General features: G+C 72.3%; 25 protein-coding genes and 1 riboswitch. Of the genes, 6 read left to right on the forward strand and 19 right to left on the reverse strand.

Annotated features, from left to right (window positions below):
* Positions 1-426: 426 nt before the first annotated feature.
* Together KBY32_RS26965 and KBY32_RS26970 are read right to left on the reverse strand one after the other, a co-directional pair.
* Entirely contained in the window at positions 427-2,031 is a 1,605-nt protein-coding gene (locus KBY32_RS26965; RefSeq protein WP_210981963.1) for an amidohydrolase, read from the reverse strand.
* 57 nt (positions 2,032-2,088) lie between these two features.
* Positions 2,089-2,529 (reverse strand): Lrp/AsnC family transcriptional regulator, encoded by a 441-nt coding sequence (locus KBY32_RS26970; RefSeq protein ID WP_004002750.1) that lies wholly within the window; start codon positions 2,527-2,529, stop codon positions 2,089-2,091.
* Positions 2,530-2,794: 265 nt separating this feature from the next.
* Here KBY32_RS26970 and KBY32_RS26975 point away from each other — a divergent pair, with 265 nt between their 5' ends.
* Positions 2,795-3,232 carry a hypothetical protein gene (locus tag KBY32_RS26975; RefSeq protein ID WP_210981964.1) on the forward strand — a complete coding sequence of 146 codons (438 nt, stop codon included), beginning with the start codon at positions 2,795-2,797 and terminating at the stop codon, positions 3,230-3,232.
* Between the two features lie 465 nt (positions 3,233-3,697).
* Here KBY32_RS26975 and KBY32_RS26980 read toward each other — a convergent pair whose 3' ends face one another.
* Complete coding sequence (locus KBY32_RS26980) at positions 3,698-4,870, reverse strand: acyl-CoA dehydrogenase family protein (RefSeq protein ID WP_210981965.1); 1,173 nt, start codon at positions 4,868-4,870, stop codon at positions 3,698-3,700.
* A gap of 336 nt (positions 4,871-5,206) precedes the next feature.
* Between KBY32_RS26980 and KBY32_RS26985 the strand changes: the two genes are divergently transcribed.
* The gene (locus KBY32_RS26985) at positions 5,207-6,448 is read left to right on the forward strand and encodes a glycoside hydrolase family 18 protein (RefSeq protein WP_210981966.1); all 1,242 of its coding nucleotides are present in this window, start codon (positions 5,207-5,209) and stop codon (positions 6,446-6,448) included.
* Between the two features lie 59 nt (positions 6,449-6,507).
* Here the strand turns inward: KBY32_RS26985 and KBY32_RS26990 are convergent, their stop codons facing one another.
* The 5 genes from KBY32_RS26990 to KBY32_RS27010 all read right to left on the reverse strand — a co-directional run bounded on the left by KBY32_RS26990 (position 6,508) and on the right by KBY32_RS27010 (position 11,720).
* Positions 6,508-7,167, reverse strand: coding sequence for a TetR/AcrR family transcriptional regulator (locus tag KBY32_RS26990; RefSeq protein WP_055623732.1), 660 nt, complete (start codon positions 7,165-7,167; stop codon positions 6,508-6,510).
* Positions 7,168-7,315: 148 nt separating this feature from the next.
* Positions 7,316-7,456: an SCO1431 family membrane protein gene (locus tag KBY32_RS26995; RefSeq protein ID WP_107096825.1), complete on the reverse strand. Its 141-nt coding sequence runs from the start codon at positions 7,454-7,456 to the stop codon at positions 7,316-7,318.
* A 109-nt stretch (positions 7,457-7,565) separates the two neighbouring features.
* On the reverse strand, positions 7,566-8,945 hold the full coding sequence (locus KBY32_RS27000; protein ID WP_210981967.1) for a peptidase C39 family protein: 1,380 nt from the start codon (positions 8,943-8,945) through the stop codon (positions 7,566-7,568).
* Positions 8,946-9,187: 242 nt separating this feature from the next.
* Entirely contained in the window at positions 9,188-10,729 is a 1,542-nt protein-coding gene (locus tag KBY32_RS27005) for an amino acid permease (RefSeq protein ID WP_210981968.1), read from the reverse strand.
* Positions 10,730-10,766: 37 nt separating this feature from the next.
* A complete protein-coding gene (locus tag KBY32_RS27010; RefSeq protein ID WP_210981969.1) occupies positions 10,767-11,720 on the reverse strand; it encodes a hypothetical protein in 954 nt (317 codons plus the stop codon).
* Between the two features lie 195 nt (positions 11,721-11,915).
* Here KBY32_RS27010 and KBY32_RS27015 point away from each other — a divergent pair, with 195 nt between their 5' ends.
* The gene (locus tag KBY32_RS27015) at positions 11,916-12,572 is read left to right on the forward strand and encodes a uridine kinase (RefSeq protein WP_079033783.1); all 657 of its coding nucleotides are present in this window, start codon (positions 11,916-11,918) and stop codon (positions 12,570-12,572) included.
* Between the two features lie 478 nt (positions 12,573-13,050).
* Positions 13,051-14,898 carry an AAA family ATPase gene (locus KBY32_RS27020; protein ID WP_210981970.1) on the forward strand — a complete coding sequence of 616 codons (1,848 nt, stop codon included), beginning with the start codon at positions 13,051-13,053 and terminating at the stop codon, positions 14,896-14,898.
* A 49-nt stretch (positions 14,899-14,947) separates the two neighbouring features.
* On the opposite strand, the gene KBY32_RS27025 is transcribed toward KBY32_RS27020, so the two are convergent.
* The 9 genes from KBY32_RS27025 to KBY32_RS27065 form a co-directional block, all read right to left on the reverse strand.
* Positions 14,948-16,042 carry a hemolysin family protein gene (locus KBY32_RS27025; RefSeq protein WP_210981971.1) on the reverse strand — a complete coding sequence of 365 codons (1,095 nt, stop codon included), beginning with the start codon at positions 16,040-16,042 and terminating at the stop codon, positions 14,948-14,950.
* On the reverse strand, positions 16,039-17,364 hold the full coding sequence (locus KBY32_RS27030) for a hemolysin family protein (RefSeq protein WP_210981972.1): 1,326 nt from the start codon (positions 17,362-17,364) through the stop codon (positions 16,039-16,041). The genes KBY32_RS27025 and KBY32_RS27030 overlap by 4 nt, the downstream gene beginning before the upstream one ends.
* 224 nt (positions 17,365-17,588) lie before the next feature.
* Positions 17,589-18,035 carry a PH domain-containing protein gene (locus KBY32_RS27035; RefSeq protein WP_055623825.1) on the reverse strand — a complete coding sequence of 149 codons (447 nt, stop codon included), beginning with the start codon at positions 18,033-18,035 and terminating at the stop codon, positions 17,589-17,591.
* Between the two features lie 29 nt (positions 18,036-18,064).
* On the reverse strand, positions 18,065-18,916 hold the full coding sequence (hisG, locus tag KBY32_RS27040; protein WP_055623740.1) for an ATP phosphoribosyltransferase: 852 nt from the start codon (positions 18,914-18,916) through the stop codon (positions 18,065-18,067).
* A 51-nt stretch (positions 18,917-18,967) separates the two neighbouring features.
* Entirely contained in the window at positions 18,968-19,240 is a 273-nt protein-coding gene (locus KBY32_RS27045) for a phosphoribosyl-ATP diphosphatase (RefSeq protein ID WP_003988914.1), read from the reverse strand.
* A gap of 34 nt (positions 19,241-19,274) precedes the next feature.
* Entirely contained in the window at positions 19,275-19,760 is a 486-nt protein-coding gene (gene ribH / locus KBY32_RS27050) for a 6,7-dimethyl-8-ribityllumazine synthase (protein WP_004002733.1), read from the reverse strand.
* A 79-nt stretch (positions 19,761-19,839) separates the two neighbouring features.
* The gene (locus KBY32_RS27055; protein WP_210981973.1) at positions 19,840-21,204 is read right to left on the reverse strand and encodes a bifunctional 3,4-dihydroxy-2-butanone-4-phosphate synthase/GTP cyclohydrolase II; all 1,365 of its coding nucleotides are present in this window, start codon (positions 21,202-21,204) and stop codon (positions 19,840-19,842) included.
* Complete coding sequence (locus tag KBY32_RS27060) at positions 21,201-21,842, reverse strand: nicotinamide mononucleotide transporter family protein (protein ID WP_055623742.1); 642 nt, start codon at positions 21,840-21,842, stop codon at positions 21,201-21,203. Before KBY32_RS27060 ends, KBY32_RS27055 begins: the two co-directional genes overlap by 4 nt.
* The gene (locus KBY32_RS27065; protein WP_210981974.1) at positions 21,839-22,456 is read right to left on the reverse strand and encodes a riboflavin synthase; all 618 of its coding nucleotides are present in this window, start codon (positions 22,454-22,456) and stop codon (positions 21,839-21,841) included. The genes KBY32_RS27060 and KBY32_RS27065 overlap by 4 nt, the downstream gene beginning before the upstream one ends.
* 145 nt (positions 22,457-22,601) lie before the next feature.
* Positions 22,602-22,732, reverse strand: a riboswitch (FMN riboswitch).
* Between the two features lie 389 nt (positions 22,733-23,121).
* Between KBY32_RS27065 and KBY32_RS27070 the strand changes: the two genes are divergently transcribed.
* Positions 23,122-23,871, forward strand: coding sequence for an SDR family oxidoreductase (locus tag KBY32_RS27070; protein ID WP_210981975.1), 750 nt, complete (start codon positions 23,122-23,124; stop codon positions 23,869-23,871).
* Here KBY32_RS27070 and KBY32_RS27075 read toward each other — a convergent pair.
* Complete coding sequence (locus KBY32_RS27075) at positions 23,868-25,070, reverse strand: ROK family transcriptional regulator (RefSeq protein WP_210981976.1); 1,203 nt, start codon at positions 25,068-25,070, stop codon at positions 23,868-23,870. The genes KBY32_RS27070 and KBY32_RS27075 overlap by 4 nt on opposite strands.
* A 130-nt stretch (positions 25,071-25,200) precedes the next feature.
* Here KBY32_RS27075 and KBY32_RS27080 point away from each other — a divergent pair, with 130 nt between their 5' ends.
* On the forward strand, positions 25,201-26,421 hold the full coding sequence (locus tag KBY32_RS27080) for an MFS transporter (RefSeq protein WP_055623745.1): 1,221 nt from the start codon (positions 25,201-25,203) through the stop codon (positions 26,419-26,421).
* On the opposite strand, the gene KBY32_RS27085 is transcribed toward KBY32_RS27080, so the two are convergent.
* Positions 26,381-26,839 (reverse strand): thioesterase family protein, encoded by a 459-nt coding sequence (locus KBY32_RS27085; RefSeq protein WP_055623746.1) that lies wholly within the window; start codon positions 26,837-26,839, stop codon positions 26,381-26,383. The genes KBY32_RS27080 and KBY32_RS27085 overlap by 41 nt on opposite strands.
* Positions 26,840-26,927 lie beyond the last annotated feature (88 nt).

Below are 26,927 nucleotides of genomic sequence, written 5' to 3' on the forward strand. Positions count from 1 at the left end.
GCGGTGCGCGGCCGTCTGCGGATGGGGGCCCGGCGCCCTTCGGGCCGACCTGGGACCCGCTGGCTGCGGGTCGACCTGAAGCCGTTGTCTACTGAGCGCCCGGGCCCCACCCGGGTCACACCTCCCCGACAGGCCGGAACGTTCCGTCGTCGCCGCGCCGGCGCTGAGCCTGGCTCCCAGTGGCGGTGCGCCGGTGCGGCACACCGTCCCTGACCCAGCGGCGTTGCGACGGTTTCCCGGAAGTTCCCCGGTGGTCCGGTCGGGCGTCCGGTGGTGGACGCCGCCGAACCTACCGGCCCCGGACCTCCGCCTGTCAACAGGCGTGCGACCTGCGGCTTTTCAGAAGCGTCCCAGGTCAGCGCAAGGGATTCCCAGGTCGTACGACGCCGCGGCGCGGGTCGGGGCCGCGCACGCCACCCCGGTAGATCACTCGCCCGGCCGTACGAAGACCGTGCGTCCGCCCACCACCGTGCGCAGACAGACCGGCAGGTCACGGCCCGGGGACAGGTCGGGAAGGCCGGGGGTGCCGGAGCGCGGGTCGGTCGACCAGCGCGCGACCCGGTCGTCGGGCGCCTGGACCACCAGGGCGCCGGTGCGCCACACGGCGTAGTCGGCGGGGGCGCCCGGCACCAGGACGCCGGCGTCGTCCCGTCCGACGGCGCGCCAGCCGCCCCGCGTGTGCGCGGTGAACGCAGCGCGCACCGACACCCGGTGCTCCGGCGTGCGGTGGAAGGCGGCGGCGCGGACCGTGCCCCAGGGGTCCAGGGGCGTGACCGGGCTGTCCGAGCCGAACGCGAGCGGCACCCCGGCGCGCAGCAGGGCCGCGAACGGGTTGAGGCCGCGGGCCCGTTCGGCGCCCAGGCGCTGGGCGTACATGCCGTCCTCGCCGCCCCACAGGGCGTCGAAGGCGGGCTGCATGGAGGCGGTCAGGCCGAGTTCGGCGAAGGCGGCGACGGTCTCGGGGGTGAGCATCTCGGCGTGCTCGACGCGATGGCGGGCGGCGCGGATCCGGGCGAGGCCGACCTTGTCGGCGGCGGCGCGCATCCCCTCGACCACGGCGGTCACGGCGGCGTCGCCGATGGCGTGGAAGCCCGCCTGGAGGCCCGCCTCGGTGCAGGCGACGACATGGGCGGCGACGGCGGCCGCGTCCAGGTAGGCGGTGCCGGTGTGCCCGGCGTCGCGGTAGGGCTCGTGCAGACAGGCGGTGTGCGAGCCGAGGGCGCCGTCGACGAAAAGGTCGCCCGCCGCGCCGACCGCACCGAGCTCGCGGGCCTTGTCGACGTCCTGCTCGGCCCAGTAGCCCACGACACGCGGGCCGGTCTCCTCCGCGGCGAGCCGGAGCAGGCCGGTGAAGTCGTCCTCGGAGGAGATGTCGGGTCCGCCGCACTCGTGGACGGTGCCGATGCCGAGGGACGCGGCGTGCGCGAGGGCGGCCCGCTGGGCCTCGGTGCGCTGGGCCGCGGTGAGGGCGGCCAGGGCGGTGGCGCGGACGGCGTGGTGCGCGTCGGCGACGAGCGGGGCGTCCGGCGCGCCGGCGGTGCCCGGGGTCATCTCGAGCAGGGCCGTCGTGACGACCGCCGAGTGGACGTCGATCCGGGAGAGGTAGAGCGGACGGCCGCCGGTGGCCTCGTCGAGCTCGGCGCGCGTCGGGGGGCGGCCGCCGGGCCAGCGGGCGGCGTCCCAGCCGTGTCCGAGCAGGACACGGTCGCCCGGGCGGGCGGCGGCGAACTCCCGCACCAGGGCGAGGGCGGCCTCCAGGGAGGGGGCGCCGGAGAGGTCGAGCCCGGTCAGCGCGAGGCCGGTCGCGGTGGTGTGCACGTGCGCGTCGGTGAACGCGGGGGTGACCAGCGCGCCGTCCAGGTCGACGACCTCGTCCACACCGTCCGCGAAGGCGTCGGCGGCCCCTTCGGAACCGACCCAGGCGATCTGGCCGCGCTCCACGACCATCGCGGTGGCGAAGGGATCGGCGGGGCTGTGGACCTCTCCGCGGCGGAGGAGGACGGTCTGCGGCTGGGCGGTGCTCTCACTCATGGGAACAGTCTCGCGCCTCGGCCGGGCGCCCTCGGACAGGGGTCGCCGGGAGAGCCGTCAGATCCTCGGCGGCCGTGCCTCGTACGGCGTGGAGAGGACCACGGTCGTACGGGTCGAGACGCCCGCCAGCGAGCGCAGCCTGGCCAGCAGCTCCTCCAGCTCGTGCGGGGTCGCCACCCGGACCTTGAGGATGTAGTTCTCGTCGCCTGCCACGCTGTGGCAGGCCTCGATCTCGGGCACGCCCGCCAGCCGGTCCGCGATGTCGTCGGGGGCGCTGGGGTCGAAGGGTTTCACCGAGATGAAGGCGGTCATGGGCAGTCCCACGGCCTCCGGATCCACGACCGCGGCATAGCCGCGGATGACGCCGCGCTGCTCCAGCCGGCGCACCCGCTGATGCACGGCCGACGTGGACAGGCCGGTGGCCTTGCCCAGGTCGGTGTAGCTCATCCGCCCGTCCTTGACGAGCAGCTGCACGATCTGTCGGTCCAGCTCCTCCATGGCAAGAACCTACAGGGCTCGTGATCTCCTCGGATACCTCGCGTCCCAGGTCATGCCCGCTTCGTGATGTCGGCACCGGGCCGCCGCCGGTCCGCCGGGGGACAAACCGGCCGCCACGGGCACCTGCGGGCGGCATGTGACGAAGGCCACAGGCGCCGGACAGGCTCCGTGATGGGCTCGTGATTAACGCCCTGGGCCGGAGGGAAGTGCTTGCTGTGGTCGAGGCCGCAGCGCCTTCACGGCCCAGCCCGAGGGGGAGAATCCCATGCAGAGTCTTAAGCGTCCTGGTCGTACGGCACCCAAGCGCCGGCAGCTCGTCGTCGAGCCCACTCCGGAGGGTGTCGAACCCGACGCCCTGGAGGACGACGAACTCGACGCGTACGACACCTTCGAGATGTACCGGGTGATCTGCCCGGACTGCGCGCAGCCGATCGCGCTGCTGGCGGACGAGGAGGTCCTGCCCGAGCACGCGCTGTGCGCCTCGCCGTGGAACCCGTTCGGTCTCACCGTGTGCGCGGGGACCGGACGCCCGGCCTCCGAGGCCCGCTCCGCGGACGAGTCGGCGGAGCCCCAGGAGCAGGACACCGCCCTGCTGTTGACGCTCCCTCAGGGGCTCGACTGGCGGACCCAGCCCTTCTCGCACGTCGGCGGCCCTGGCTCACGGCCCATGCGGGTGCCGGTCATGCGCCGCCACGCCGCCTGAGCGGACGCGCCCCGCGGCCTCGCCGCGCGCATCCTGAACTCTCTTCACCGCCGCCCCGCACCATGGCACCGCACTGTGCGCCGTGGTGCGGGAGTCGTGCGCACGCCACCCCGTCAACAGGCCGTGCGCCGGGGCGTGTTGACGTTCGGTGTGCGCGCGCGGGCCGTACCGGCCGTGACGGGTGTGGCCGCGAACGCACGCCCGAATCACCGGGGCGGTGACTTGTCCGGCCGCCTCCGCGTTGCCCTGGTATGCCCCCCACCTACTCCGCGACCGGGCCTCAGCGACGCGTCTTCGTGCCGCGCCCCACGGGAACGCTTCAGCCGCCGGCGCCCCCGCAGCAGCAGGATCCGCCCATCTACCGCGACCTGATGCGGATGTGGGCGGACCGCGGCCGGACGCTGCCGGGGCACCACGACCCGGAGTGGATCCGGCTCGCGGCGCCGCAGGTCAAGCGCGGGCAGTTCAGCGTGACTCGGGACCCGCTAGGTGACGGGCGATGACCATCCGCTGAATCTGGTTGGTGCCCTCGACGATCTGCAGGACCTTGGCCTCGCGCATGTACCGCTCGGCCGGGAAGTCGGCGGTGTAGCCGTACCCGCCGAGGATCTGGACGGCGTCGGTGGTGACCTTCATCGCGGTGTCGGTGCAGTGCAGCTTCGCCATGGCGGCCTGCTTGGCGAACGGCCGGCCCTCGTCCCGCAGCCGCGCGGCGGCCAGGTACAGGGCGCGGCCGGCCTCGATCTGCGTGGCCATGTCGGCGAGCATGAAGCGCAGGCCCTGGAAGTCGGCGATCGGCTTGCCGAACTGCCGGCGCTGGGTCGCGTAGGCGACGGCCTCATCCAGCGCCGCCTGGGCCACCCCGATCGCGCAGGCCGCGATGCCGAGCCGACCCGAGTCGAGCGCGGACAGGGCGATCGCGAAGCCCTGGCCCTCCTCGCCGAGGCGCCGGTCGTCGCCGACCCGGACGCCGTCGAAGTGGACCTGCGCGGTGGGCGAGCCCTTCAGGCCCATCTTCTTCTCGGGCGGTGCCGCGCCGACCCCCTCGGCGTCGCCGGGCACCAGGAACGCGGTGATGCCGCGCGGGCCCTCCTCGCCGGTGCGGGCCATGACGGTGTAGAAGTCGGCGACGCCGCCGTGGGTGATCCATGCCTTGGTGCCGGTGATCACCCAGTCGTCGCCGTCCCGGACGGCCTTGGTGCGCAGGGAGGCGGCGTCGGAGCCGGACGCCGGCTCGGAGAGGCAGTAGGCGCCGAGCAGGCCGCCGCCGAGCATCGCGGGCAGGAACCGGCCCCGCTGCTGCTCGGTGCCGTAGGCGGCGAGGGCGTAGCTGGCGAGGGTGTGGACGCTCACCCCGAGTCCGACGGTGAGGCGGGCCGCGGCGAGCTCCTCGAGGACCTGGAGGTAGACCTCGTACTCCTGGTCGCCCCCGCCGTACTCGTAGGCGTAGGGCAGGCCGAGCAGGCCGGAGTCGGAGAGCAGGGTGAAGACCTTGCGCGGGAAGAGTCCGGCCTCCTCCTCCTCGGCGGCCTTCGGGCGGATCTCGCGCTGCGCGATGTCGCGGACGAGTGAGATCAGATCCCGGGCCTCGTCCGAGGGCAGTAGGCGGTCCACCGGCTGCGGGGCGCGGTCGGTCATGGCGACGATCCTCCCTGTCGGGCACGTCGGCGGACGTATCGCCTCGGGTATGGCGGCTCCGCCAGGTCTCTCGGGTGCCAGTCCGATGCTCGCCAACTCCGGGTCTCGGAGGCTGCTGACCAGCGGCTGTGCGCTGTGAGTATGCCCGATCGGACGCATGCCGTCACCAGTTAACGACCGCTCACTCCCAGACGTGTCCAGCACGTTATCGCGGGCGGATTGGTCCGAACCATTGACGTACTGGTCTAGTCCTCCTACCTTGACGGAGCGGTTCACATCATCGCGTTCATGCCAATCGGCTCAGCTCCCCTCTCCCCACGGAGGAGACACACCCCGATGCACTTCTCACACCCCCCACGCTCCCGGTTCCTGGCGCTCGTGTCCGCCGTCTGCGCGGCGGTCCTCGGCGCCGGACTCCTCGCCGGCGCGGGCCCCGCCACCGCCGAGCCCGCCTCCCCCGCCCCACGGGCCGCAGCCGGTTCCAAGGTCGTCGGCTACTTCACCGAATGGGGCACGTACGACCGCAAGTACTACGTCAAGAACATCGAGACGTCCGGTTCCGCGGACAGGCTGACCCACATCAACTACGCCTTCGGCAACGTCACCGGCGGCAAGTGCGCGATCGGCGACTCCTACGCCGCGACGGAACGCACCTACACCGCCGCCGAGTCGGTGGACGGCGTCGCCGACACCTGGGACCAGCCGCTGCGCGGCACCTTCAACCAGCTGCGCGAGCTGAAGAAGAAGCACCCGGGTCTGAAGGTCCTGTGGTCCTTCGGCGGCTGGACCTGGTCGACCGGCTTCGGTGAGGCCGCCCGCAACCCGGCCGCGTTCGCGCAGTCCTGCTACGACCTGGTCGAGAACTCCAAGTGGGCCGACGTCTTCGACGGCATCGACATCGACTGGGAGTACCCGAACGCCTGCGGTGCCACCTGCGACACCAGCGGCCGGGCCGCGTTCAGGAACCTGATGTCGGCGGTCCGCGCCAAGTTCGGCTCCGGCAACCTGGTCACCGCAGCGATCACCGCGGACGCCACGAGCGGCGGCAAGATCGACGCGGCGGACTACGCCGGCGCCGCCCAGTACGTCGACTGGTACAACCCAATGACGTACGACTTCTTCGGCGCCTGGGACGCGACCGGTCCCACGGCTCCGCACTCGGCGCTGACCTCGTACTCCGGCATCCCGAAGGCCGGCTTCCACAGCTCGGCGACCATCGCCAAGCTCAAGGGCCTCGGCATCCCGTCGTCCAAGCTGCTGCTCGGCATCGGCTTCTACGGCCGCGGCTGGACCGGCGTCACGCAGTCGGCACCCGGCGGCACCGCGACGGGCGCCGCACCCGGCACGTACGAGGCGGGCATCGAGGACTACAAGGTGCTGAAGAGCAGGTGCCCGGCGACCGGCACGGTCGGCGGCACCGCGTACGCCAAGTGCGGTGACCAGTGGTGGAGCTACGACACCCCGGCCACCGTCGGCACGAAGATGACCTACAAGGACCAGCAGGGCCTCGGCGGCACCTTCTTCTGGGAGCTGAGCGGCGACACCGCGAACGGCGAGCTGATCAAGGCCATCAGGTAACCGGTCCCACGGGGGACTCGGGGCGGAGGACCACGAGCCTCCGCCCCTTGCCGTGTCGGTCAGGGCGCGCGGCGTGCCGGCTGCGGGGCCCGGTAGGCGGGCTCGAGCTCCTCGATGGCGCGCAGGGAGCCGCCCAGGGTCTTCACCAGCAGCTCGCGCATGGTGTCGCGGGACAGCTCGGGGCGGTCGATCCAGTCGAGGGTGGCACCCTCCACGCTGCACACCCAGGCCAGCAGGCCCATCCGCGCGAGCGGGGCGATGTCGGTACGGCCGTACGCGCCCTCCGCGATGGTGGCGACGATCGCCTCGCGCACGCCGTCCCGGACGGAGTGCACCTCGGTGTCGAAGCCGACGCCGCCGCTGACGATCGTGCGGTACGCGGCCTGGTTGTGCTCGGCGTAGCGCAGATAGCTGTCGATGGTGCGGTGCACACGGTCCACCGGCTCCAGCTCGCCGCCGCTCGCCGCGAAGGTGACCAGGTCGGCGACGGAGTCCTGGATGATCGCGAGGTAGTAGCCGCGCTTGGACTGGAAGTAGTAGTAGATGAGCCCCTTGGCCACATGGGCCTGCCGGGCGATGTCGTCCATGGAGAGCGCGTCGTAGGACGTGTCGGCGAACAGCTTCCGCCCGATGGCGATGAGTTCGGCACGGCGCGCCATCGAGCGCTCGGTGCCGCGGGCCCTGGGACGGGCCGCGTCGCGCTGCTGACTAATATTCAATTTCGACCCTGTTATCCAACGGGCGGCGGGACATCCCGGCAGTATGGCAGACGTGCGCCAGCTGCCTGTTCGAGTGTGATCGAGGCTGACGGGTCCGCCCACGGCAGGGTCGGTATATGTCCGGCCCGGAGGCTCGATGTGGGTCAGCTCACAGCAGTCCGAGCTGAGTGACGAGCATGGCGAGCACCACGACGAGGGTCCAGCCCATGAGGTGCTCGAAGATCTTGGGGCCGTCTTCCCGGGGTCCGCCGGTGCGGACGCGGCCCGCCGAGGTGGAGTGCGCGGTCATATGCCCCACCTTGCCACCGCCGACCACCCGTGCGGCCGAGACGTTGCTCACAGCGCCGTTGAGCAGACAGGGCCCCGGTCGGCCCGGAGCCCTGTCATGCCGGATCAGCTCAGCGCACGCCCACCGCCGCGAGCGCGGCACGCTGGCGGGGCGTCGGCCGCGCCGGGAAGTACAGGTAGCAGACGCCGCCCGTGCCGGAGACGACCTTGCCGCTCGCGTTGTGGCGCTTGGTCCGGAGCCAGATGTTCTCCCACTCGCGCCGCTGGTAGACGCGCCGCACGGCCTCGTTGGTCGGCGAGTTGGGGTCGTTGGCGATCACGTCGCCGTCGGCGGTGAAGCCGACGACGGTCATGAGGTGCCCGGAGGTGCCGTATCCGGCTCCGGTCAGCTCCTCCGCGAGGAACGACTGGGACGTTATGGCCGGGATGCCGGCGGCGATCAGCGTCTCCAGGTCGGTCAGCGAGCCGAGCCGGGTGACCACGCCCTGGAGGCCGTCGAAGGTGGCCGCGTAGGCCGCGTTGAACGGCCAGTTCCCGCAGCCCTCGTACTGGTGGTCGTAGGTGAAGCGGGCCGCGTGGCAGACCTGCGGGTCCGTGAACTCCGGGTTCACCCAGGCCAGTTGCTCGGGGGTGAGCCGACCGCCCCAGTACTCGATGATCATCTGCGAGGAGGTGGGGCTGCACCAGGCCTCGCCGCCGTTGTCGTACTCCGGGTACTGGCCGACGTGCAGCTCCTGCGAGTAGCGCGGGACCTTCAGCTCGCGGGCGAGGCCGGGTTCGGAGGCGGGGACGGTGAAGCGGTCCGGCACGTCGGAGCCCATCACACCGGCCCGCCAGACCTTCGGGGTGACCTTGGTTCCGGGCTTGCGGTACAGGGTCAGCCGCAGCCGGTACGAGGCGAGGCGCAGCCCGGTCGCCGGGTCGTCGATCGCGAAGGTGTCCGTCCAGACACTGCTGCGGTCGTCGCTCTGGTCGTCGACGGAGGTGCGGCGGATGTCCTGGTCGCCGGCCGCCCAGCGGCCCATGACGTACCAGGGCGTGGCGGTGCCGTCGGAGTAGGTCCCCTTGAGCTCGATCTGGATCCAGCTCCCGACGGGCGTGTGCGCGTTCCAGGACGCGATCGCCTCGGTGGCCGGGACGGAGAGGCGGTGGACGGGGGACGTCCAGGTCGCGTACTCCCAGCGGGCCGTCTTCCCGGTGTGCGGGTCCGAGTAGTCGGAGGTGCCCGCGGGGGTGCCGATCACCAGGCCGGGGCGGGCGCCGGCGACGGGGCGGGTGCCCGCGGCGGTGCCGTCGCGCCAGTCCGTGTACGAGGTCCAGGCGTGGTTGTCGACCTGGCGGGCGGCGGCCCGGTCGGGGCGGCCGGGCCGGCCGGTGTCGGGCCCGACGGCGGTGCCGGCGGCGGCCGCGGGTCCCGCGGCGCCGGTGACGGCGGTGGCCACCGCTGCCGCCAGAACGATTCTGCGGGACGGTTGTTCGGCTGAGCTCATGGGCGGGAGACCCCCAGGTGTCGAGTCGGGTGGGTCCGGTGCACGGGTGTGCGCCAACTATGGCTGCCCGAGGCACCGTCTGCCAGCACTTCGACCCCGGGCGCGCCCGCCAATATTGGTCTCGACCACTGGCATGACCTGCGATTGTGCAGGGAGGTGCCTGTCATGTCCGGCCCCGGCCCGGGTGCGCCCGGGCCCCGGCGTACACCGGGACGGCGTACGCCGGGGCCTGTGACGCACGCTCAGACGAGGTCCATGGCGGCGACCTCGTCGGGGCGGCCGTAGCTCACCGGGCCGTGGAAGCGGCGCCGCGCCGAGGTGAACCACCACAGCGTCGCCACGCCCAGGACGCCCGCCAGGACGACCGGGGCGTAGTTGAACGAGGTCACCGTGACCGGCGCGGCGTGCGGCAGCATGAACAGCACACTGCTGAACAGGATCCACGTCACCGCCACCACTCCGACGGGCCGGCCCCAGCGGCCCAGGTGCCACGGGCCGGGCTGGAAGGCGTCACCGAGCCGCAGCCTCAGCAGGATCGGGATGCCGTAGGCGAGGAAGAGCCCGACGACGTTGACGCTGACGATGGCGGTGAACGCCGTGTGCGACCACCAGCCGGGCAGGACCAGCACGAGCGAGCAGCCGACCGCGAGCCAGACCGCGTTCACCGGGGTGCGGGTGCGCGGGGACACCGAGTGCCACCAGCGGGAGCCCGGCATCGCGCCGTCCCGCGAGAACGCGAAGATCTGCCGGGCGTTGCTGGTGAGGTTGGCCAGTCCGCAGAACAGCATGGCGCCGATCACGATGAGCAGCAGCGCCTTCGCGGCGGCCAGACCGACCCCGTCGATCAGGATGCGTACGGGAGGGGAGTCGGCCGCCGCCACCCGGTCGTAGTCCCGTGCGCTGTAGACGAGGGCGCACATCAGTACGAGGCCGGCCAGTGCCGAGGAGGCGATGGAACGGGTGATCCCCTTCGGCGCGTTGACGGTCGCCCGGACCGTTTCCTCGGACATGTGGAAGCTGCCGTCGAAGCCGGTGAACGTCCAGCTGGTGACGAGCAGTCCGAGCATGCCGCCGTAAAGGCCGCTCGTGAAACCGGTGTTGTTCGCGAAATGGGTGACGAACGACGCCGGCTGGTGCTGATCGGGCCCGGTGACGAGGGCGGTCACGATGACCGCCAGCCCGATGAGCAGCCACCACACGGAGATCCGGTTCAGCACGGCGACCAGCTGCACGGTGTAGGTGTTGGCGAGCCCCTGCGCCACGATGATCAGGGCCGTGATCAGCACCGTCCGGTGGCCGGTCGGCTCGTAGCCGGGCCACTGCAGCGTGATCAGGGCCTGCAGGAAGATGGCGGCGGCATACCCGGTGGCGGCCGTCCCGCCGACCTGGCCGGCGAAGTTGAGCCAGCCCGTGTACCAGGACCAGGCGCCCTTGTGCCGGCGGGCGAGTTTCCCGGCGGAGAAATACAGGGCACCGCTCGTCGGATAGGCCGAGGCGACTTCCGCCATCGATGCCCCCACGAAGAGCACCATGACGGACACACCGGTCCAGCCGAAGACGAGAATTGCGGGACCGCCCGCGTTCCAACCGAATCCGAAACCGGAGAAGATTCCGGCGACGACATTGATGACGGTGAAGGATATGGCGAAATTGTCGAACGCCTGAAAACGACGTGTGAGTTTCCTCGGATAACCCATCGCATGCAGGGTCGCGTCGTCGTCCAGGGCGATCGGATCCACTGCCCCGCGCGCCCGGGCACGCGAGGCCGATATCCGTGAGGACACGGGTCGGACCTTCCTCTCGGTGGGGGGTGGAGGGCCGTCAGGTGCCCGGGACGGGCAGCCCGCAGGCGCGGCGCGCCCGGGACAGCTCGTCGGCCGGGTCGCCGAAGGCGGCCCAGGGCATGCGCGAGGCGTACGGCCCCATGGCCGTGAACGCCGTCCGCGCCTGCTCCTCACGCCGGGCCATGACCAGGGCGTGCGCTAAGTACGCGAGGTCGAGGACCGGGGTGAAGGTGTAGTCGGCCACGGTGGGCAGCCAGTCGCGGTGCAGGGCGACCGCGGTGGCACGCCACTGCGGCTGCTCCCAGACGCGGTCGGCGAGCAGCCGGGTGGGGTCGTAGCACTCGACGAGGGCGACCAGGGGCAGCAGCCCCAGGGACGAGCCGGCCGGGGCGCGCTGGCCGAGGAACGCGGCCACGTCCCAGGCGGCGGTCACCGAGCCGCCGTGGCGGGGGAAGAAGCAGGCGAGGAAGCGGTGATGGGCCTCGCGGTGCCAGGGGTCGAGCGACAGGACGTGCGCGAAGAGGTTCCACGGCCCGGGCGGCGCGGTGAGCAGACCCCGCGGTGCCGCGTCCCGCAGCCGGTGCAGCCGGGCCATCGCCAGCTTGGCCACCCAGGGGGTCGGATCGGTGGGGTCGGTGTGCGCGGCCCGGTCGCAGGCGGCCAGCGCGATCCGCTCCAGGGCCTCGGCCCGCGGGTCGCGCGCGTCGGCCGCGCGAAGCGCCCGTACGACCGCGACCCGCGCCCACAGCAGGGCCGCCTCGGGGCCGGGCTCCTCCGCCAGCCAGCGTTCCACCAGGTCGGAGTCGGCGGCCTCGGAGGCGAGGACCAGCGAGCGGTGGGCCCGCAGCGCGAAGTCGCCGCGGGTTTCCGCCAATGCCTCGCGGGCGCCCAGATATCGCCCGGCCCGGACCTCGACGCAAACGCGTGCGAGCACCCGGTCGTCGGCCGCCGGATGCCACACGTACTGCCCCTCGAATAACCCCGCGGTCATCGGTCCCAGCCCATCCCCCGTTGTGACACGTCACCGTTGTGCACCAGGCACCCTACTCAGCGTCGCCCGCCTCCGGAACATCGATTTCACCGTGGTTGGCCGGAGTTTTTCGACGGCAATGGAGAAATCGCGGAGTAGTTCAAAGCGACACGTTTTCTCATCACGGTCCGGACTCGGTTCCGGCCGCCCACTAGAATGTTGCGGCACCTCGGTCCAGCACTCCCTCCGACTTCGGGAAGAACGATTCACGACCTCGCCTCCCGGCTCCGCCGGCTGCCCCCCTCCTGCGGCCCGGTCCGGCTGATCGCCGTCGACGGGCACGCCGGTTCCGGGAAGTCCACGTTCGCCGGGGAGTTGGCGCGCTCCCTCGGCGGTGCCCCGGTCCTCCATCTCGACGATCTCGCCTGTCACGACGAGCTGTTCGGCTGGACCGACCGGCTCATCGCCCAGGTGATCGAGCCGCTCGCCCGTGGCCGGACCGCGCACTACGCCCCCTACGACTGGCGGGCCCGCCGCTTCGGGGCCCCGGTCGCGCTGCCGCCCGAGCCGGTGGTCGTCGTCGAGGGGGTGGGCGCGGGCCGCCGCGCGCTGCGGCCGTATCTGGCCCGGCTGCTGTGGATGGAGCTGCCGGCCGAGGAGTCCTGGGCCCGCGGCCGCGCCCGCGACGGTCAGGAGCAGCGGGAGTTCTGGGACGGCTGGGTCGCGGCGGAGCGCGCGCACTTCGCCGCCGACCCCTCCCGGCCCTTCGCCGATCTCCTGGTCCGGCAGGGAGACCTGGGGGAAATGTGTGAGCCGGGAGTGCCGGGAAAGAAGGGGTACGAGGTCACTCCCGGGCCTGCCGTGACGCCCTGACCCGACCGTCCGGTCACCCACCGTGACGACCCAGCGGCAATGTGCTGAACTTGTGAAGGCACGCTCCCCGGCGACTTCCCGGAGTGCCTCAACTCGGCTTGACCCAAGGGCCGTACAGGTCTTACGTTCTCAATGAGCGGACAAGAGAAACCGCTCTCCAGACGCGAAGCCCCCGGTTGTTCCCCCGTGATCGGGGGCTTCGTTCTGCCCGGACGGCGTTTTCCGGCGCCGAGAGGGGCGATCCGATCACCCTCGGTCACCGCCGCGCGCTCCCCCGATGTGCTCCCACCTCCCCCGACGGCCTGTGCCGCACCCTGGGGCGCACCACGCCCTCGCAGGTACGATGCCCACGGTGCGACCTACGGACGGCTGCTCTGCGCACTGTCACAACTCCGGTACGCGGTACGGCGGTTCGATACCGGCGGCCGGGGGCGAGCGGTCGGCCAACCGACGGGGGGCACGGTTTGTGGGGGACGTGATGGACTTCGGCACGCAGGGCCCGGAGGCCCCGGCCGACCTCGCCTGGCTGCGAGGTGTGGACGCCTACACGATGGGCGCGTATCCGCAGGCGGAGGAGGAGTTCCGCACAGCGGTGCGGATCGATCCCGGGATGGCCGACGGCTGGCTGGGCCTGCACGCGCTGCGGGTGGACACGACGACCGCGCTGCTGCGGATGTTCCGGCACCGGGACCGCTTCGGGGAGCAGCGCGCCCGGCACCGCCGTACGCTCAACTCCTGGTACTGGCTGGGCTGGTGGGTCCAGCCGGTGCTGGAGAGCCCCCGCGATCTGCTGCTGGCCCACGCCTCGCACTGGCTGGACGGACGGCACGTCCCCGAGCTGGACCGCGCGCTCGCCGGGCTGCCGCCCGTGGACACCGACCACCAGGTCCGCTTTCTGCACGCCTGCCGGGCCTATCTGGTCAAGGACTGGGAGCAGCTCGTCCGGCACACCGATCCGCTGCTCGACGACCCGATGCTCGGCATCGAGGCGGGCCTGTTCGGCGGCATGGCACGGGTGCGCCTGGAGATGTACGGGCAGGCCGAACCGCTGCTCTCGGCCGCGCTGATGCGGTGCCGCAGCGAGCAGCCGCAGCGCAAGGAGCTGCGCTACTGGCTGGCCCGGGCGCACGAGGGCACCGGCCGCTCGGCGGCGGCGCTTCCCCTCTACCGGGCGGTGCACCGTGTCGACCCGGCCTTCATGGACACCTCGGCCCGGCTCGCCGCCATCGCCGAGGGCGACGGGTACGACGACTCCGCCGACCTCGCCGCGATCACGCTGGCCGGGTTCGGGCAGGACGTCGACGGCACCGACGGGCTCGACCCGCTGTTCGGCGTCGAGGGACGCGATCTGCGGCTGTCCGAGCCCGGGCCGCTGCCGTCGGTGGCGGATCCGGCGGTGCGGGAGAAGGCGGCCGTGCCCGCGCAGTCGCTGCCCGCCGGTCCGACCGACCCCGCGTTACTCGAGGAGGCGCTGGCCGAACTCGAGCGCATGGTGGGGCTGGAGCCGGTCAAGCGCCAGGTGAAAGCACTGTCGGCGCAGCTGAACATGGCGCGGCTGCGGGCCGGGCAGGGCCTGCCGGTGCAGCCGCCCAAGCGGCACTTCGTCTTCTCCGGCCCCTCCGGCACCGGCAAGACCACGGTCGCCCGGATCCTGGGCCGGGTCTTCTACGCGCTCGGGCTGCTCGGCGGCGACCATCTCGTGGAGGCCCAGCGCGCCGACCTGGTCGGCGAGTATCTGGGCCAGACCGCCGTGAAGGCCAACGAGCTCATCGACTCGGCGCTCGGCGGCGTGCTCTTCGTGGACGAGGCGTACTCGCTGTCCAACACGGGGTACGGCAAGGGCGACGCCTACGGCGACGAGGCCCTGCAGGTGCTGCTGAAGCGGGCCGAGGACAACCGCGACCATCTGGTCGTGATCCTGGCCGGCTATCCCGAGGGCATGGACCGGCTGCTGGCCGCCAACCCCGGGCTGTCCTCCCGGTTCACCACCCGCGTCGACTTCCCCTCGTACCGGCCGCTGGAGCTGACCGCGATCGGCGAGGTGCTGGCCGCCGAGAACGGCGACCTGTGGGACGAGGAGGCGCTGGACGAATTGCGGTCCATCGCCGGGCATGTGGTCGACCAGGGGTGGATCGACGAACTGGGCAACGGGCGGTTCCTACGGACGCTGTACGAGAAGAGCTGCGCCTACCGGGATCTGCGCCTTTCGACGTACCCGGGTGCGCTGACCCGCGCGGAGCTGGCGACCCTGCGGCTGCCCGATCTGATGCAGGCGTACGGCGAGGTGCTGTCGGGGCGGGGGCCGCAGGATCCGTCCGCCCGCTGACGGATCCTGCGGCCCTGCGGTCATCCGGCTGTCGGGCCTTGCGGCCGGCTCAGCCGGCCATGGCCTCCTCCGGCTCTCCCGTGCTCAGCCGGGGACTGGTGACCCGGACCTCCGGCAGCTCCCGGTGGGCCGGGTCGCGGACCTCGCCCACCAGCAGCTCCAGTACGTCCTCCAGCGCGACCAGGCCGAGCACCCGGCCGGACGCGTCGGCCACCTGGGCCAGATGGGTGGCGGCCCGGCGCATGACGGTCAGGGCGTCGTCCAGGGGCAGTTCGGAGCGCAGGGTCGTCATCGGGCGCCACACGTGCTGCGGCACCGCCCGCTCGGACTCCTCCAGATCCAGGACGTCCTTCACATGCAGATAGCCCATGAAGGCACCGGCGCCGTTCTCGGCCGCGACCGGGAACCGGGAGTAGCCGGTGCGGGCGGTGAGGGCGACGATCTGGCCGGGGGTGACCGAGGGGCTGACGGTGACCAGCGACTCGCGCCGTAGCAGGACGTCCGTCACCGGGCGCGAGCCCAGCTCCAGGGCGTCCTCCAGGCGCTCCTGCTCCTCGGGGTCGAGCAGTCCCGCCTGGCCGGAGTCCTCGACGAGCCGGTTGAGCTGCTCGCTGGTGAACACCGCCTCGACCTCGTCCTTCGGCTCCACGCGGAACAGCCGCAGGATGGAGTTGGCGACCGCGCCGAGGGCGACGGTGATCGGCCGGCAGAAGCGGGCGAAGTACACCAGGCCGGGGCTCAGCCAGAGCGCGACCTTCTCCGGTGCCGCCATGGCCAGGTTCTTCGGCACCATCTCGCCGATCACGAGGTGGAAGAAGACGACCGCGGCGAGCGCGATGACATAGGTCAGCGGATGGATCATGCCCTCCGGCAGACGCACCCACTCGAACACCGGCTCCAGCAGATGCGCCACGGTCGGCTCGGCGACCGCGCCGAGCGTCAGCGAGCAGACGGTGATGCCGAACTGGGCGGCGGCCATCATCTGCGGCAGATGCTCCAGGCCGTACAGCACCTGGCGGGCGCGGGTCGTGCCGAGCGGTTCGATCTGGCTGCGGCGGACCGAGACCAGGGCGAACTCGGCGCCCACGAAGAAGCCGTTGGCGAGCACGAGCAGGGCCGCGAAGAGAAGTTGGAGGACGCTCATCGGGCGACCTCCACGACGGCTCCGGTGCGCACCAGCCGGACCCGCTCGGCCCGGTAGTGCCCGACCCGGCGCACGGACAGCCGCCAGCCCGGCAGCTCCGCCTTGTCGCCGACGGCCGGGATCCGCCCGAGCAGATCGGCGACCAGTCCGGCCACCGTCTCGTACGGGCCCTCGGGCACGTCGAGCCCTATGCGCTGCAGGATGTCGACACGGCAGCTGCCGTCGGCCTCCCAGGCGGGGCGGCCGTCCTCGGCCGGGGCCGCGGCGAGTTCGGGCAGGTCCTGCCCGTCGTGCTCGTCGCGGACCTCGCCGACGATCTCCTCGACGATGTCCTCCAGGGTCACCACGCCGGCCGTGCCGCCGTACTCGTCGACGACGACGGCGATGGGCTGCTCGCTGCGCAGCCGGCCGAGGAGCGGCTGGACCGGCAGGGTCTCGGGGACCAGCAGGGCGGGGCGGGAGATCCGGCCGACGGGGGTGCGCAGCCGGTCACCCGAACGGACCGCCAGCGCGTCCTTCAGATGGACCATGCCGACGATCTCGTCGATCCGCTCCCGGTACACCGGGAAGCGGGACAGGCCGGTGGCGCGGGTCAGGTTCACCACGTCCTCGGCGGTGGCCGACGACTGGAGCGCGCTGACCTTCACCCGCGGGGTCATGACGTGCTGCGCGGTCAGCTCGCCGAGGGACAGGGTCCGCACGAACAGGTCGGCGGTGTCCTGCTCCAGGGCGCCGGCCTGCGCGGAGTGACGGGCCAGGGAGACCAGCTCGCCGGGGGTGCGGGCGGACGCCAGCTCCTCGGCGGGCTCGATGCCCATGGCCCGGACCAGCCGGTTGGCGACGGAGTTCAGCGCGGCGATCACCGGGCGGAACAGCCGGGCGAAGACGTGCTGGGGGCCGGCGACGAAGCGCGCGACCTGCAGGGGCCGCGACACCGCCCAGTTCTTGGGCACGAGCTCGCCGATCACCATCTGCACGGCCGAGGCCAGCAGCATGCCGACGACCACGGCGACACCGGACACCGCCCCTTCGGGGACGCCGATCGCGGTGAACGGGCCGCCCAGCAGCTGGGCCAGGGCCGGTTCGGCGAGCATGCCGACGACCAGGGAGGTGATGGTGATGCCGAGCTGGGTGCCGGAGAGCTGGAAGGACAGTTCCCGGAGGGAGGCGACGACCCGGTGGGCCCGTCGGTCGCCCTCGGCGGCGGCCTGCTCGGCGTCCGTGACCTCCACGGTGACCAGGCCGAACTCGGCGGCCACGAAGAAGCCGTTGGCGAGGATCAGGAGGAACGCGGCTGCCAGGAGCAGCAGGGGGGGACTCATGATGCCGCCGCCCCGGTATGTCGGGGGCGGGCGGCGCAGGTACTACAGGACGATCCGTCCATCGCTGGAGGGAATCACTCCTCGGGTAGCAGGGGCCTTCGAAGGACCGGTCGGACCCACGAGAGGCGGAGGCGTCGTGAGAACGCCTCCGCCACCAGATTAATCAAGACAGGGGCACTTGCGGCAGGGCGAGCGCTGCCGAGTACGCCCCTATGGGTATCGGGTCAGCCCTGAGGGCCCTCCGCGGAGCGGGCCTCGGCGAGGGCGCGCAGAGCGCGGGCGTCGGCGATGGCCTTGGCCTTGGCGATACCGGGCTGGATGCCGAGCGCGGGCAGGCTGGTGCCGTCGCTCAGGTTGAGGAACACCCACGGGTCGCCGGGGCGCAGATTGACCTGGACGATCTCGGCCCAGGCCAGGCGGCGCCGCGATGCGATGTTCACCACGGTGACACCGGCCTCGTCGGCGACCACCCGGACGCGCGCCAGCAGGGCGAGCACGCCGAACATCAGCGCGCCGGTGAGGATGAAGCTGAGCCGCTCGCCCGGTCCGAGCTTCTCCAGCAGCAGCGCGACCGCCGTGATGACGACGAAGATCGCGGCGCCCGCGGTGAGCAGGATGCCGCGGGTGCGGCCGGGCCGGAAGGTGACGGGAAGCGGGGGCAGCTCGGACATGTCGGGGCTCTCGTAGGACATCTCGTGCGTCAGAGGCGGCAGGCGTGGATCGCCGTGGTCAGGATGGCGCGGGCGCCGATGTCGTACAGGTCGTCCATGATCCGCTGGGCCTCGCGGGCCGGGACCATGGCGCGGACGGCGACCCAGCCCTCGTTGTGCAGCGGCGAGACGGTCGGCGACTCCAGGCCCGGGGTGAGGGCGACGGCCTTCTCCAGCTGCTCGACGCGGCAGTCGTAGTCCATCATCACGTAGGTCCGGGCGACCAGGACGCCCTGGAGGCGGCGCAGGAACTGCTGCACCTTGGGGTCGTCGGGCTCCGCGCCGGTACGGCGGATGACGGCGGCCTCGGACTTCATGATCGGCTCGCCGACGACCTCCAGGCCGGCGTTGCGCAGCGAGGTGCCGGTCTCGACGACGTCCGCGATGACCTGGGCGACACCGAGCTGGATGGCGGTCTCGACGGCGCCGTCGAGGTGCACGACGGAGGCGTCGATGCCGTGGTCGGCGAGGTACTTGGCGACGATGCCCTCGTAGGAGGTGGCGATCGTCTTGCCCTTGAGGTCCGCGAGGTCGCCGCCGACGGTGCCCGGCTTGGTGGCGAAGCGGAACGTGGAGCGGGCGAAGCCGAGCGGGAGGATCTCCTCGGCGTCGGCGCCGGAGTCGATCAGCAGATCGCGGCCGGTGATGCCGATGTCGAGCTGGCCGGAGGCGACGTAGATCGCGATGTCGCGGGGGCGGAGGTAGAAGAACTCGACCTCGTTGACCGGGTCGACGATCCGCAGTTCCTTGGACTCGCGGCGCTGCTGGTAGCCGGCCTCATGCAGCATGTCCGCCGCAGGGCCGGAGAGTGAACCCTTGTTGGGGACGGCGATGCGCAGCATGAGGTCGGCTTCCTTCGTTTCGCGGGTGCGTGGGGTGTGGGGTGGTGGTGCTCAGAGGTGGGCGTAGACGTCGTCCAGGGAGATCCCGCGGGCGACCATCATCACCTGGACGTGGTAGAGCAGCTGCGAGATCTCCTCGGCGGCGGCTTCCTTGCCCTCGTACTCGGCGGCCATCCAGACCTCGGCGGCCTCCTCGACGACCTTCTTGCCGATGGCGTGGACGCCCTTCTCGACGAGTTCGGCGGTACGGGAGGTGGCGGGATCGCCCTGGGCTGCCTTGTGCTGGAGCTCGGTGAAGAGCTCCTCGAACGTCTTCTTGGACATGGTGACGCTCAGCCTATGCCACATGTGCCGTTCGTCAGCGCCAGGGTTCGGATACTGAGCGCAGGGTCGCCGCCGTGGCCACGGCCGCGGTCACCGCCTCGTGCCCCTTGTCCTCGGAGGAGCCCTCGATCCCGGCCCGGTCCAGGGCCTGCTCCTCGGTGTCGCAGGTCAGCACGCCGAACCCGACGGGGACGCCGGTGTCGACCGAGACCTGGGTGAGGCCCTGGGTGACGCCCTGGCACACGTACTCGAAGTGGGGGGTGCCGCCACGGATGACGACACCAAGCGCCACGATCGCGTCGTAGCCGCGGCCCGCGAGGACCTTGGCGACCACCGGGAGCTCCCAGCTGCCGGGGACCCTGAGCAGCGTCGGCTCGTCGATCCCCAGGTCGTGCAGGGCGCGCAGCGCGCCGTCGACCAGTCCGTCCATCACCTTCTCGTGCCACTGCGCCGCGATGACGGCGACCCGCAGGTCACCCACATTGCGTACGGACAGCTCCGGTGCGCCCTTGCCGCTCACGTTCTCGTGTCTCCTCGGTGTGGTCTTACAGGTCTTACTGGTCCTGCTGGTCCTGCTGGTCTTACTGATCCTGCTGGTCCTACTGCGTGGTGCAGGTGGACAGGGTGGTGGGGGCCGGGACCACGGCCTCGGGGTCCAGCCAGGGCAGGTCGTGCCCCATCCGGTCGCGCTTGGTGCGCAGGTACCGCAGATTGTGCTCGCCCGCCTGGACGGGCATCGGCTCCCGCTCGGCGACCTGGATGCCATGGGCGAGCAGGGCGTCGGACTTGTCGGGGTTGTTGGTCAGCAGACGGACGCTGCGCACCCCGAGGTCAGCGAGGATCCGCGCGCCGGCGCCGTAGTCGCGGGCGTCGGCGGGCAGGCCGAGCTCCAGGTTGGCGTCGAGGGTGTCGCGGCCGCGCTCTTGAAGCTCGTAGGCGCGCAGCTTGGACATCAGGCCGATGCCCCGGCCCTCGTGGCCGCGCAGGTAGACGACGACACCGCGGCCCTCCTCCTGGATGCGGTCCAGGGCCGCCTCCAACTGGGGGCCGCAGTCGCAGCGCAGCGAGCCGAAGACGTCCCCGGTGAGGCATTCGGAGTGGACGCGGACCACGACGTCCTCGCCGTCGCCGATCTCGCCGTGGACAAGGGCGACATGCTCGACGCCGTCGACGGTGGAGCGGTAGCCGTAGGCGGTGAACGTGCCGTGGGCGGTGGGGAGATGGACCTCGGCCTCGCGCCGGACGGTGGAGTCGGCGGCGAGCCGCTCGTCGTCCGGGGCGGTCGGCTCGACGGCCTTCGGGTGCTCGGCCTCGCGGCGGTAGGCGACCAGGTCGGCGATGGAGACGATGGTCAGGCCGTGCTTGCGGGCGAACGGGATCAGCTCGGGCAGCCGCAGCATCTCGCCGTCCTCGCCGGCGATCTCCACGATGGCGCCGGCCGGGCGCAGTCCGGCGAGCCGGGCGAGGTCGACGGCGGCCTCGGTGTGTCCGTTGCGGACGAGGACGCCGCCGGGCCGGGCGCGCAGCGGGAAGATGTGGCCGGGGCGGACGAGGTCCGACGGCTGGGCCGTGCCGCTCGCGAGGAGCTGCAGCGTGGTGGAGCGGTCGGAGGCGGAGATGCCGGTGGTGACGCCGTGCTCGCCGGAGGCGTCGACGGAGACGGTGAACGCGGTCTTCATCGACTCGGTGTTGTCCGCCACCATCTGCGGCAGTTCGAGCCGGTCGAGCTCGTCGGGCTCCATGGGCGCGCAGATCAGTCCGCGGCACTCGCTCATCATGAAGGCGACGATCTCGGGGGTCGCGTGTTCGGCGGCGATGACGAGGTCGCCCTCGTTCTCGCGGTCCTCGTCGTCGACGACCACGACGGGCCGGCCGGCCGCGATGTCGGCGATGGCGCGCTCGATCGGGTCGAGCCGCAGGTCCTCGGCGCTCTCGGCGCTGTACAGAATCGGTGCCGTGGTCATGCCGGCGCTCCTTCCAGGACGGGCCGCGCGCCGTTGCGGGAGCGCAGCCACCAGTCGCGCATGCCCCACAGGACGAGTGCGCCGTAGATGACGTAGACGAAGCCGGAGAAGGCGTAGCCGTTGGCGAAGTTGAGGGGGACGCCGACCAGGTCGACGAGGAGCCAGGCGAACCAGAACTCGACCATGCCGCGCGCCTGGGCGTACATGGCGACGACGGTGCCGACGAAGATGTAGGCGTCGGGCCAGGGGTCCCAGGACAGGGTCGGGTACGCCTTGAAGAGCAGCGCGACGCCGACGGTGCCGGCGGCGGCCGCGCCGAGCATGACGGCGCGCTCGGTCCAGGTGGCGAACCGGACGGCGATGTGACCGTCCTCGCCGCGGCCCTTGCCGCGCTGCCACTGCCACCAGCCGTACAGGGCGACGACCATGACGACGGCCTGCTTGCCGGCGCTGCCGGTGAGGTGCCCGAAGAAGGCGCCGAAGAGGATCAGTCCGGCGAGGAACTGCACGGGCCAGGTCCACAGGGAGCGCCGCCAGCCGAGGGCGAGGGCGGCCAGGCCGAAGAGATTGCCGATCATGTCCGACCAGAGGATGTGCTGGCCGAAGAGCGTGAAGGCCTCTGAGTTCAGGGAGTTCACCGGGTGGCCGTCCCTTCGGAGGAGAGGCGGTCGCCCAGCATCCGCTCGACGTACTTGGCGATGACGTCGACCTCGAGGTTGACCGGGTCGCCGGGCTGCTTGTGGCCGAGCGTGGTCAGGTCGAGGGTGGTCGGGATGAGGCTGACGGTGAAGTAGTCGGGTCCGGCGTCGACGACGGTGAGGCTGATGCCGTCGACGGTGATGGAGCCCTTCTCCACGACGTAGCGGGAGAGGTCCGCGGGGAGGGAGATCTTCACGATTTCCCAGTGCTCGGAGGGGGTGCGCTGAAGGACCTGGCCGGTGCCGTCGACGTGTCCCTGGACGATGTGGCCGCCGAGCCGGTCGCCGACGGCGGTGGGCCGCTCCAGGTTGACGCGGGAGCCCACGGTGAGGGCGCCGAGGCTGGAGCGCTTGAGGGTCTCGGCCATGACGTCGGCGGTGAACTCGTCGCCCTCGTGGTCGACGACCGTGAGGCAGACGCCGTTGACCGCGATGGAGTCGCCGTGCTTCGCGCCGTCGGTGACGACGGGACCGCGCAGTCGGAAGCGACAGGCGTCGCCGAGGGTCTCGACGGCCGTGACGTGGCCCAGCTCTTCGACGATTCCGGTGAACACTTCCCGGGTCCTCCTGCCGCATAGGGGCACGGACTCCGGGGCTGCCGATGACGGCGGAATGGACGAGCGAGAACACCGGGGCGACGCCGGACGAGGGTCCGCCCCTTGGACGAACCGGTACGGCGGCGCGCACAAGGCTCGCCCGCCGCGCACTGCCTCCCATCCGGACTTTAACCGTCGGTCCAGGAATTTCACCTGGTCAACCGGTCGCTGGAGGCGACCGGGTCGCGGACTGTAACCGCCGGTTCGGACTTTCACCGACCCCGGAGTGCGCTGCTTGTGGTACATGGCCAGTGTGCCACGACCGGTGGGCGTCCATACGGGCGAAGGGTGTGGGGTGGCTCACAGCGCCCTTCGCTGGACTTTCCCGGCGGACGGCGGTGCCCTCAACTCCCGTGTGTGCGAGCACGCTTGGGATTGGTCCATACCTATTGACGCTCTGGTCTAGTCCTCTCTACTGTCAGCGGTGCGCGGCAGGGGCTCGGCGCCCTGCCGCCCCCACGAGAGCGCCCGGCGGCGGTGACGACGGCCCTTGCCCGCCGCCGGGTCTCCCCAAGCGCCCCTTTTTCGTCCGCGGGATGTCACATCTCCCCGGGATGCTCCGTCGAGGACTGCGAGGGATGCTCCGAACCGGGAGTGTCCGCGTCGCGAAGGGGCTGAACACGATGACCACGATGCTGGTGACCGGCGGGACCGGAACGCTCGGCCGGCTCGTCACCGAGCGGCTGCGGGCGGACGGGCACGAGGTGCGGGTGCTCAGCCGGCACGCCCAGCCGTACGCCGTCGATCTGCGCAAGGGCGGGCCCGGTCTGGACGCCGCGATGGCGGGCGTGGACACGGTGGTGCACTGCGCCAGCTCGCCGAACGGCGGGGACGAGGAGGCGGCGCGGCATCTGATCGCGGCCGCGCGCGGGGCCGGGGTGCGGCACCTCGTCTACATCTCGATCGTCGGCGTGGACCGGGTGCCGTTCGGCTACTACCGGAGCAAGCACGCCGTGGAGCGGCTGGTCGAGGAGTCGGGGCTGGGCTGGACCGTGCTGCGCGCGACCCAGTTCCACGATCTGCTCGCGCGGGTGCTGGGAGCGCTCGCCAGGCTGCCGGTCGTACTGCTGCCGGCCCGGGTGAAGGACCAGCCGATCGAGGTGGCCGAGGTCGCGGACCGGCTGGCCGAACTGGCCGAGGGCGAGCCCGCCGGGCGGGTGGCGGACATCGGCGGTCCCGAGGTGCGCACCTTCGACTCGCTGGCCCGTTCCTTTCTCAAGGCCACGGGCCGCAGGCGGCTCGTCGTGAGCGTCCCGCTGTGGGGCGCGGCGTACCGCGCCTTCCGCGCCGGCGGGCATCTCGCTCCGGAGCACGCGGTGGGCAAGGGGACGTTCGAGGAGTACCTGGACCGGCGATTTGGCCATCGGAGCTAGGCACTCCGCCCTGGTGGCGCGAACAGTTCGTCCTGGGCCTGGTCCCGGGCCGTGAGGAGCGCTCCGCGCAGGACCGCGGTGCCGCCGAGGTCGCTCGGGCGCACCGCGGCCGGCAGCGGGGACATCCGCCGCACCCGCTCCTCGACCAGCGCGGCGAGCGGGGCGCCGCCGGCCTGCCCGACCTCGCCGCCGAGCACCACACAGCCGGGGTCGAGGACGGCGACGACGGAGGCCACGCCCAGCGCGATCCGGTCCGCGAGGACGTCGAGGAACCGCCGGGCGGCGTCGTCCTCGCCCCCGCCGGTCCGCGCCACCGCCTCCCCCACCAGGCGGGCGGCGTCCGGGGCCTGGGCGCCCTCGGCGGTCAACCCGTGCTCCGCCGCCAGCCGCGTGATCGCGGCCGAGCCCGCGAGCGAGTGGAAGCCGCCCGCGCAGTCGGTCGCCGACGGCAGTCCCGTCGTACCGGGCACCGGCAGGAAGCCGATCTCGCCGGTTCCGCCGGAGGCGCCGCGGCGCAGCTTCCCGTCGAGGACGACGGCGGCGCCGGTGCCGTGTCCGAGCCAGAGCAGGACGAAGGTGTCGCGGTCGCGGGCGGCGCCGTCGCGCTGTTCGGCGAGGGCGGCGAGGTTGGTCTCGTTCTCGACGCTGACGCGTGCGTCGGGGAAGCGCTCCTGGAGGGTGGCGACGAGGGCGCGGTGCCACTGCGGCAGGCCCGAGGAGTCGCGCAGTTCGCCGCTGGCCGGGTCGATCAGGCCCGGGGCGCCGATGCCCACGGTGTGCGGCCGGTCCGCCCCGGCCTCCTTCACGGCCCGCTCGACGAGGGCGACCGCCCGCTCCACGGCGGGCCCGGTTCCGGTGTCGCCGCCGATGGGCACGGACGCCTCCGCGAGCACGGTGCCGACCAGGTCGGACACGGCCACCGCGACCCCCTCGGTACGGACGTCCAGCGCGGCGAGATGGGCGCGGCCGGCGACGATGCCGTACAGCTTGGCGTTGGGGCCGCGCCGCTGCTCGCCGGCCTCGCCGACGACGGTGATCAGCCCGGCGTCGGTCAGGCGCTCGACGAGGTCGGCGACGGTCGGCCGGGACAGCCCGGTCAGCTGCTTCAACTGTCCGGCCGTCAGCGGGCCTTCGCGTTGCAGCAGGCGCAGGGCGAGCCGGTCGTTGATGGCCCGGGCGGTGCTCGGGGATGCGGGCATGCCGGGATCCTTCCAGATCGGCGGGGCCGCGCGGCGGCGGGCGGCGCTCGGGCACCCTATCTATCAGGCAGGGTTCCTGATAGTTTACGGCCGGACCGCGCGGACGCGGAGGCCAGGAGGGGGTCACTTCATGGGTGGGACCGGTGGAAAGGTCTACGACCTGCGGGAGGTCAGGCGTGCCCGGTACGCCGTGGCCGCCGTCTTCGCCGCGCACGGCGCCGTCACGGGGTCGTTCGCGACCCGGGTGCCGTGGATCCAGGACCACGCGGGGGTCAGCGCCGGCCAGCTCGGTCTCGCGCTCGCGTTCCCGGCGCTCGGCGCCTCCCTGGCGATGCCGCTCGCGGGCAGGATCAGCCACCGCTTCGGCGCCCGCAACGCGCTGCGCGGGCTGATGGCCCTGTGGACGCTGGCCCTGACGCTGCCCTCACTGGCACCCGACCTGCTCACGCTCTGCGTGGCTCTGTTCCTGTTCGGCGCCACGGCGGGCATGGCGGACGTGGCGATGAACGCCCTCGGGGTCGAGGTGGAGGGCCGCCTGGGCCGCTCGATCATGTCCGGGCTGCACGGCATGTGGAGCGCGGGCGCCCTGATCGGCTCCGCGGCCGGCACCCTCGCCGCGCACCTGGGCTCGGACGCCCGGCTCCACCACGCCCTCGCGGCGGCCGTGCTGACGGTGCTCGGGGTGGCCGCCTGCCAGTGGGTGCTCGACCTCCAGGCCGCCGAGGACGAGGAGGCGCCGCCGCGGTTCGCGCTGCCTCCCCGGTCCGCGCTGCTGATCGGCGCGGTCGGGTTCTGCGCGGTCTTCGCGGAGGGCGCGAGCCTGGACTGGTCGGCGGTGTATCTGCGGGACCAGCTGGACACCTCCGCCGGTCTGGCGGCCGCGTGCACGACCGGCTTCACGCTCACGATGGCGATCGCCCGGATCGCCGGCGACCGGGTGGTGGACCGCTTCGGCTCGGTACGCACGGTCCGCTTCAGCGGCGTCCTCGCCACGCTCGGCGGGCTGCTGGTCGTGGTCGCGGACGCGCCGGCCCTGGCGATGACCGGGTTCGCGCTGCTGGGCCTCGGGATCGCGGTGGTCGTGCCGCTGTGCTTCGCGGCGGCGGGCCGCAGCGGCTCGAACCCGTCCCTGGCCATCGCGGGCGTCGCGACCATCACCTACACCTCGGGGCTGGTCGCCCCCAGCGCGATCGGCGGGCTCGCCCAGCTGACCAGTCTGATGGTGTCGTTCTGCCTGGTCACGCTGCTCGCCTCGGGCCTGGCGCTGTTCGCGGGCGTCCTGCGCACCGCCGACCGCGACCGCCCGAAGGTCAGCCGCCCGGACGCAGCAGTTCGCGACCCGCGGCCCTGAACTCCTCGCTCCACGGCGCCGGCCGCAGCGTCGTGGCGTCGAGCCGGACCAGCACCCGGCTGCCGTGCGCGTAGGTCACCGCGCCGTCGGCCGAGCAGAAGCGGAAGCCGTACGTCAGCCCGGTGGTGCCCAGCCGCTCCAGCCACAGGTGCACGGCGTAGGTGCCGGGCCTGGTCACCGGGGCCTCGTAGGTGATGCGCAGTTCCTTGACGGCGTTGCAGGCGTCGCCCGCGGCCACCCAGTCGCCCTCGAAGCGGAAGCCGTGCTCCTGCCACAGCTCGGTCCAGGCCCGCTCGACCATCAGCGGGTAGCGGGCGTTGTGCAGCAGCCCGAGCGCGTCGAGGTCGTCGAAGTGCACGGTGACGGGCACGAGCCGGCCGTGGGACGGGGCGGACAGGGGCAGGGCTTCGGCGGTCACGGCGGGACTCCCGGGGAGGTACTAGAAGATTCACCCATCCTAAGCGGACGCTCAGAAGCCGAGGTGGCCCCGGGTCGGCGGCCCGGTC

Source organism: Streptomyces sp. RK62 (assembly GCF_018070255.1).
GTDB lineage: Bacteria > Actinomycetota > Actinomycetes > Streptomycetales > Streptomycetaceae > Streptomyces > Streptomyces nigra.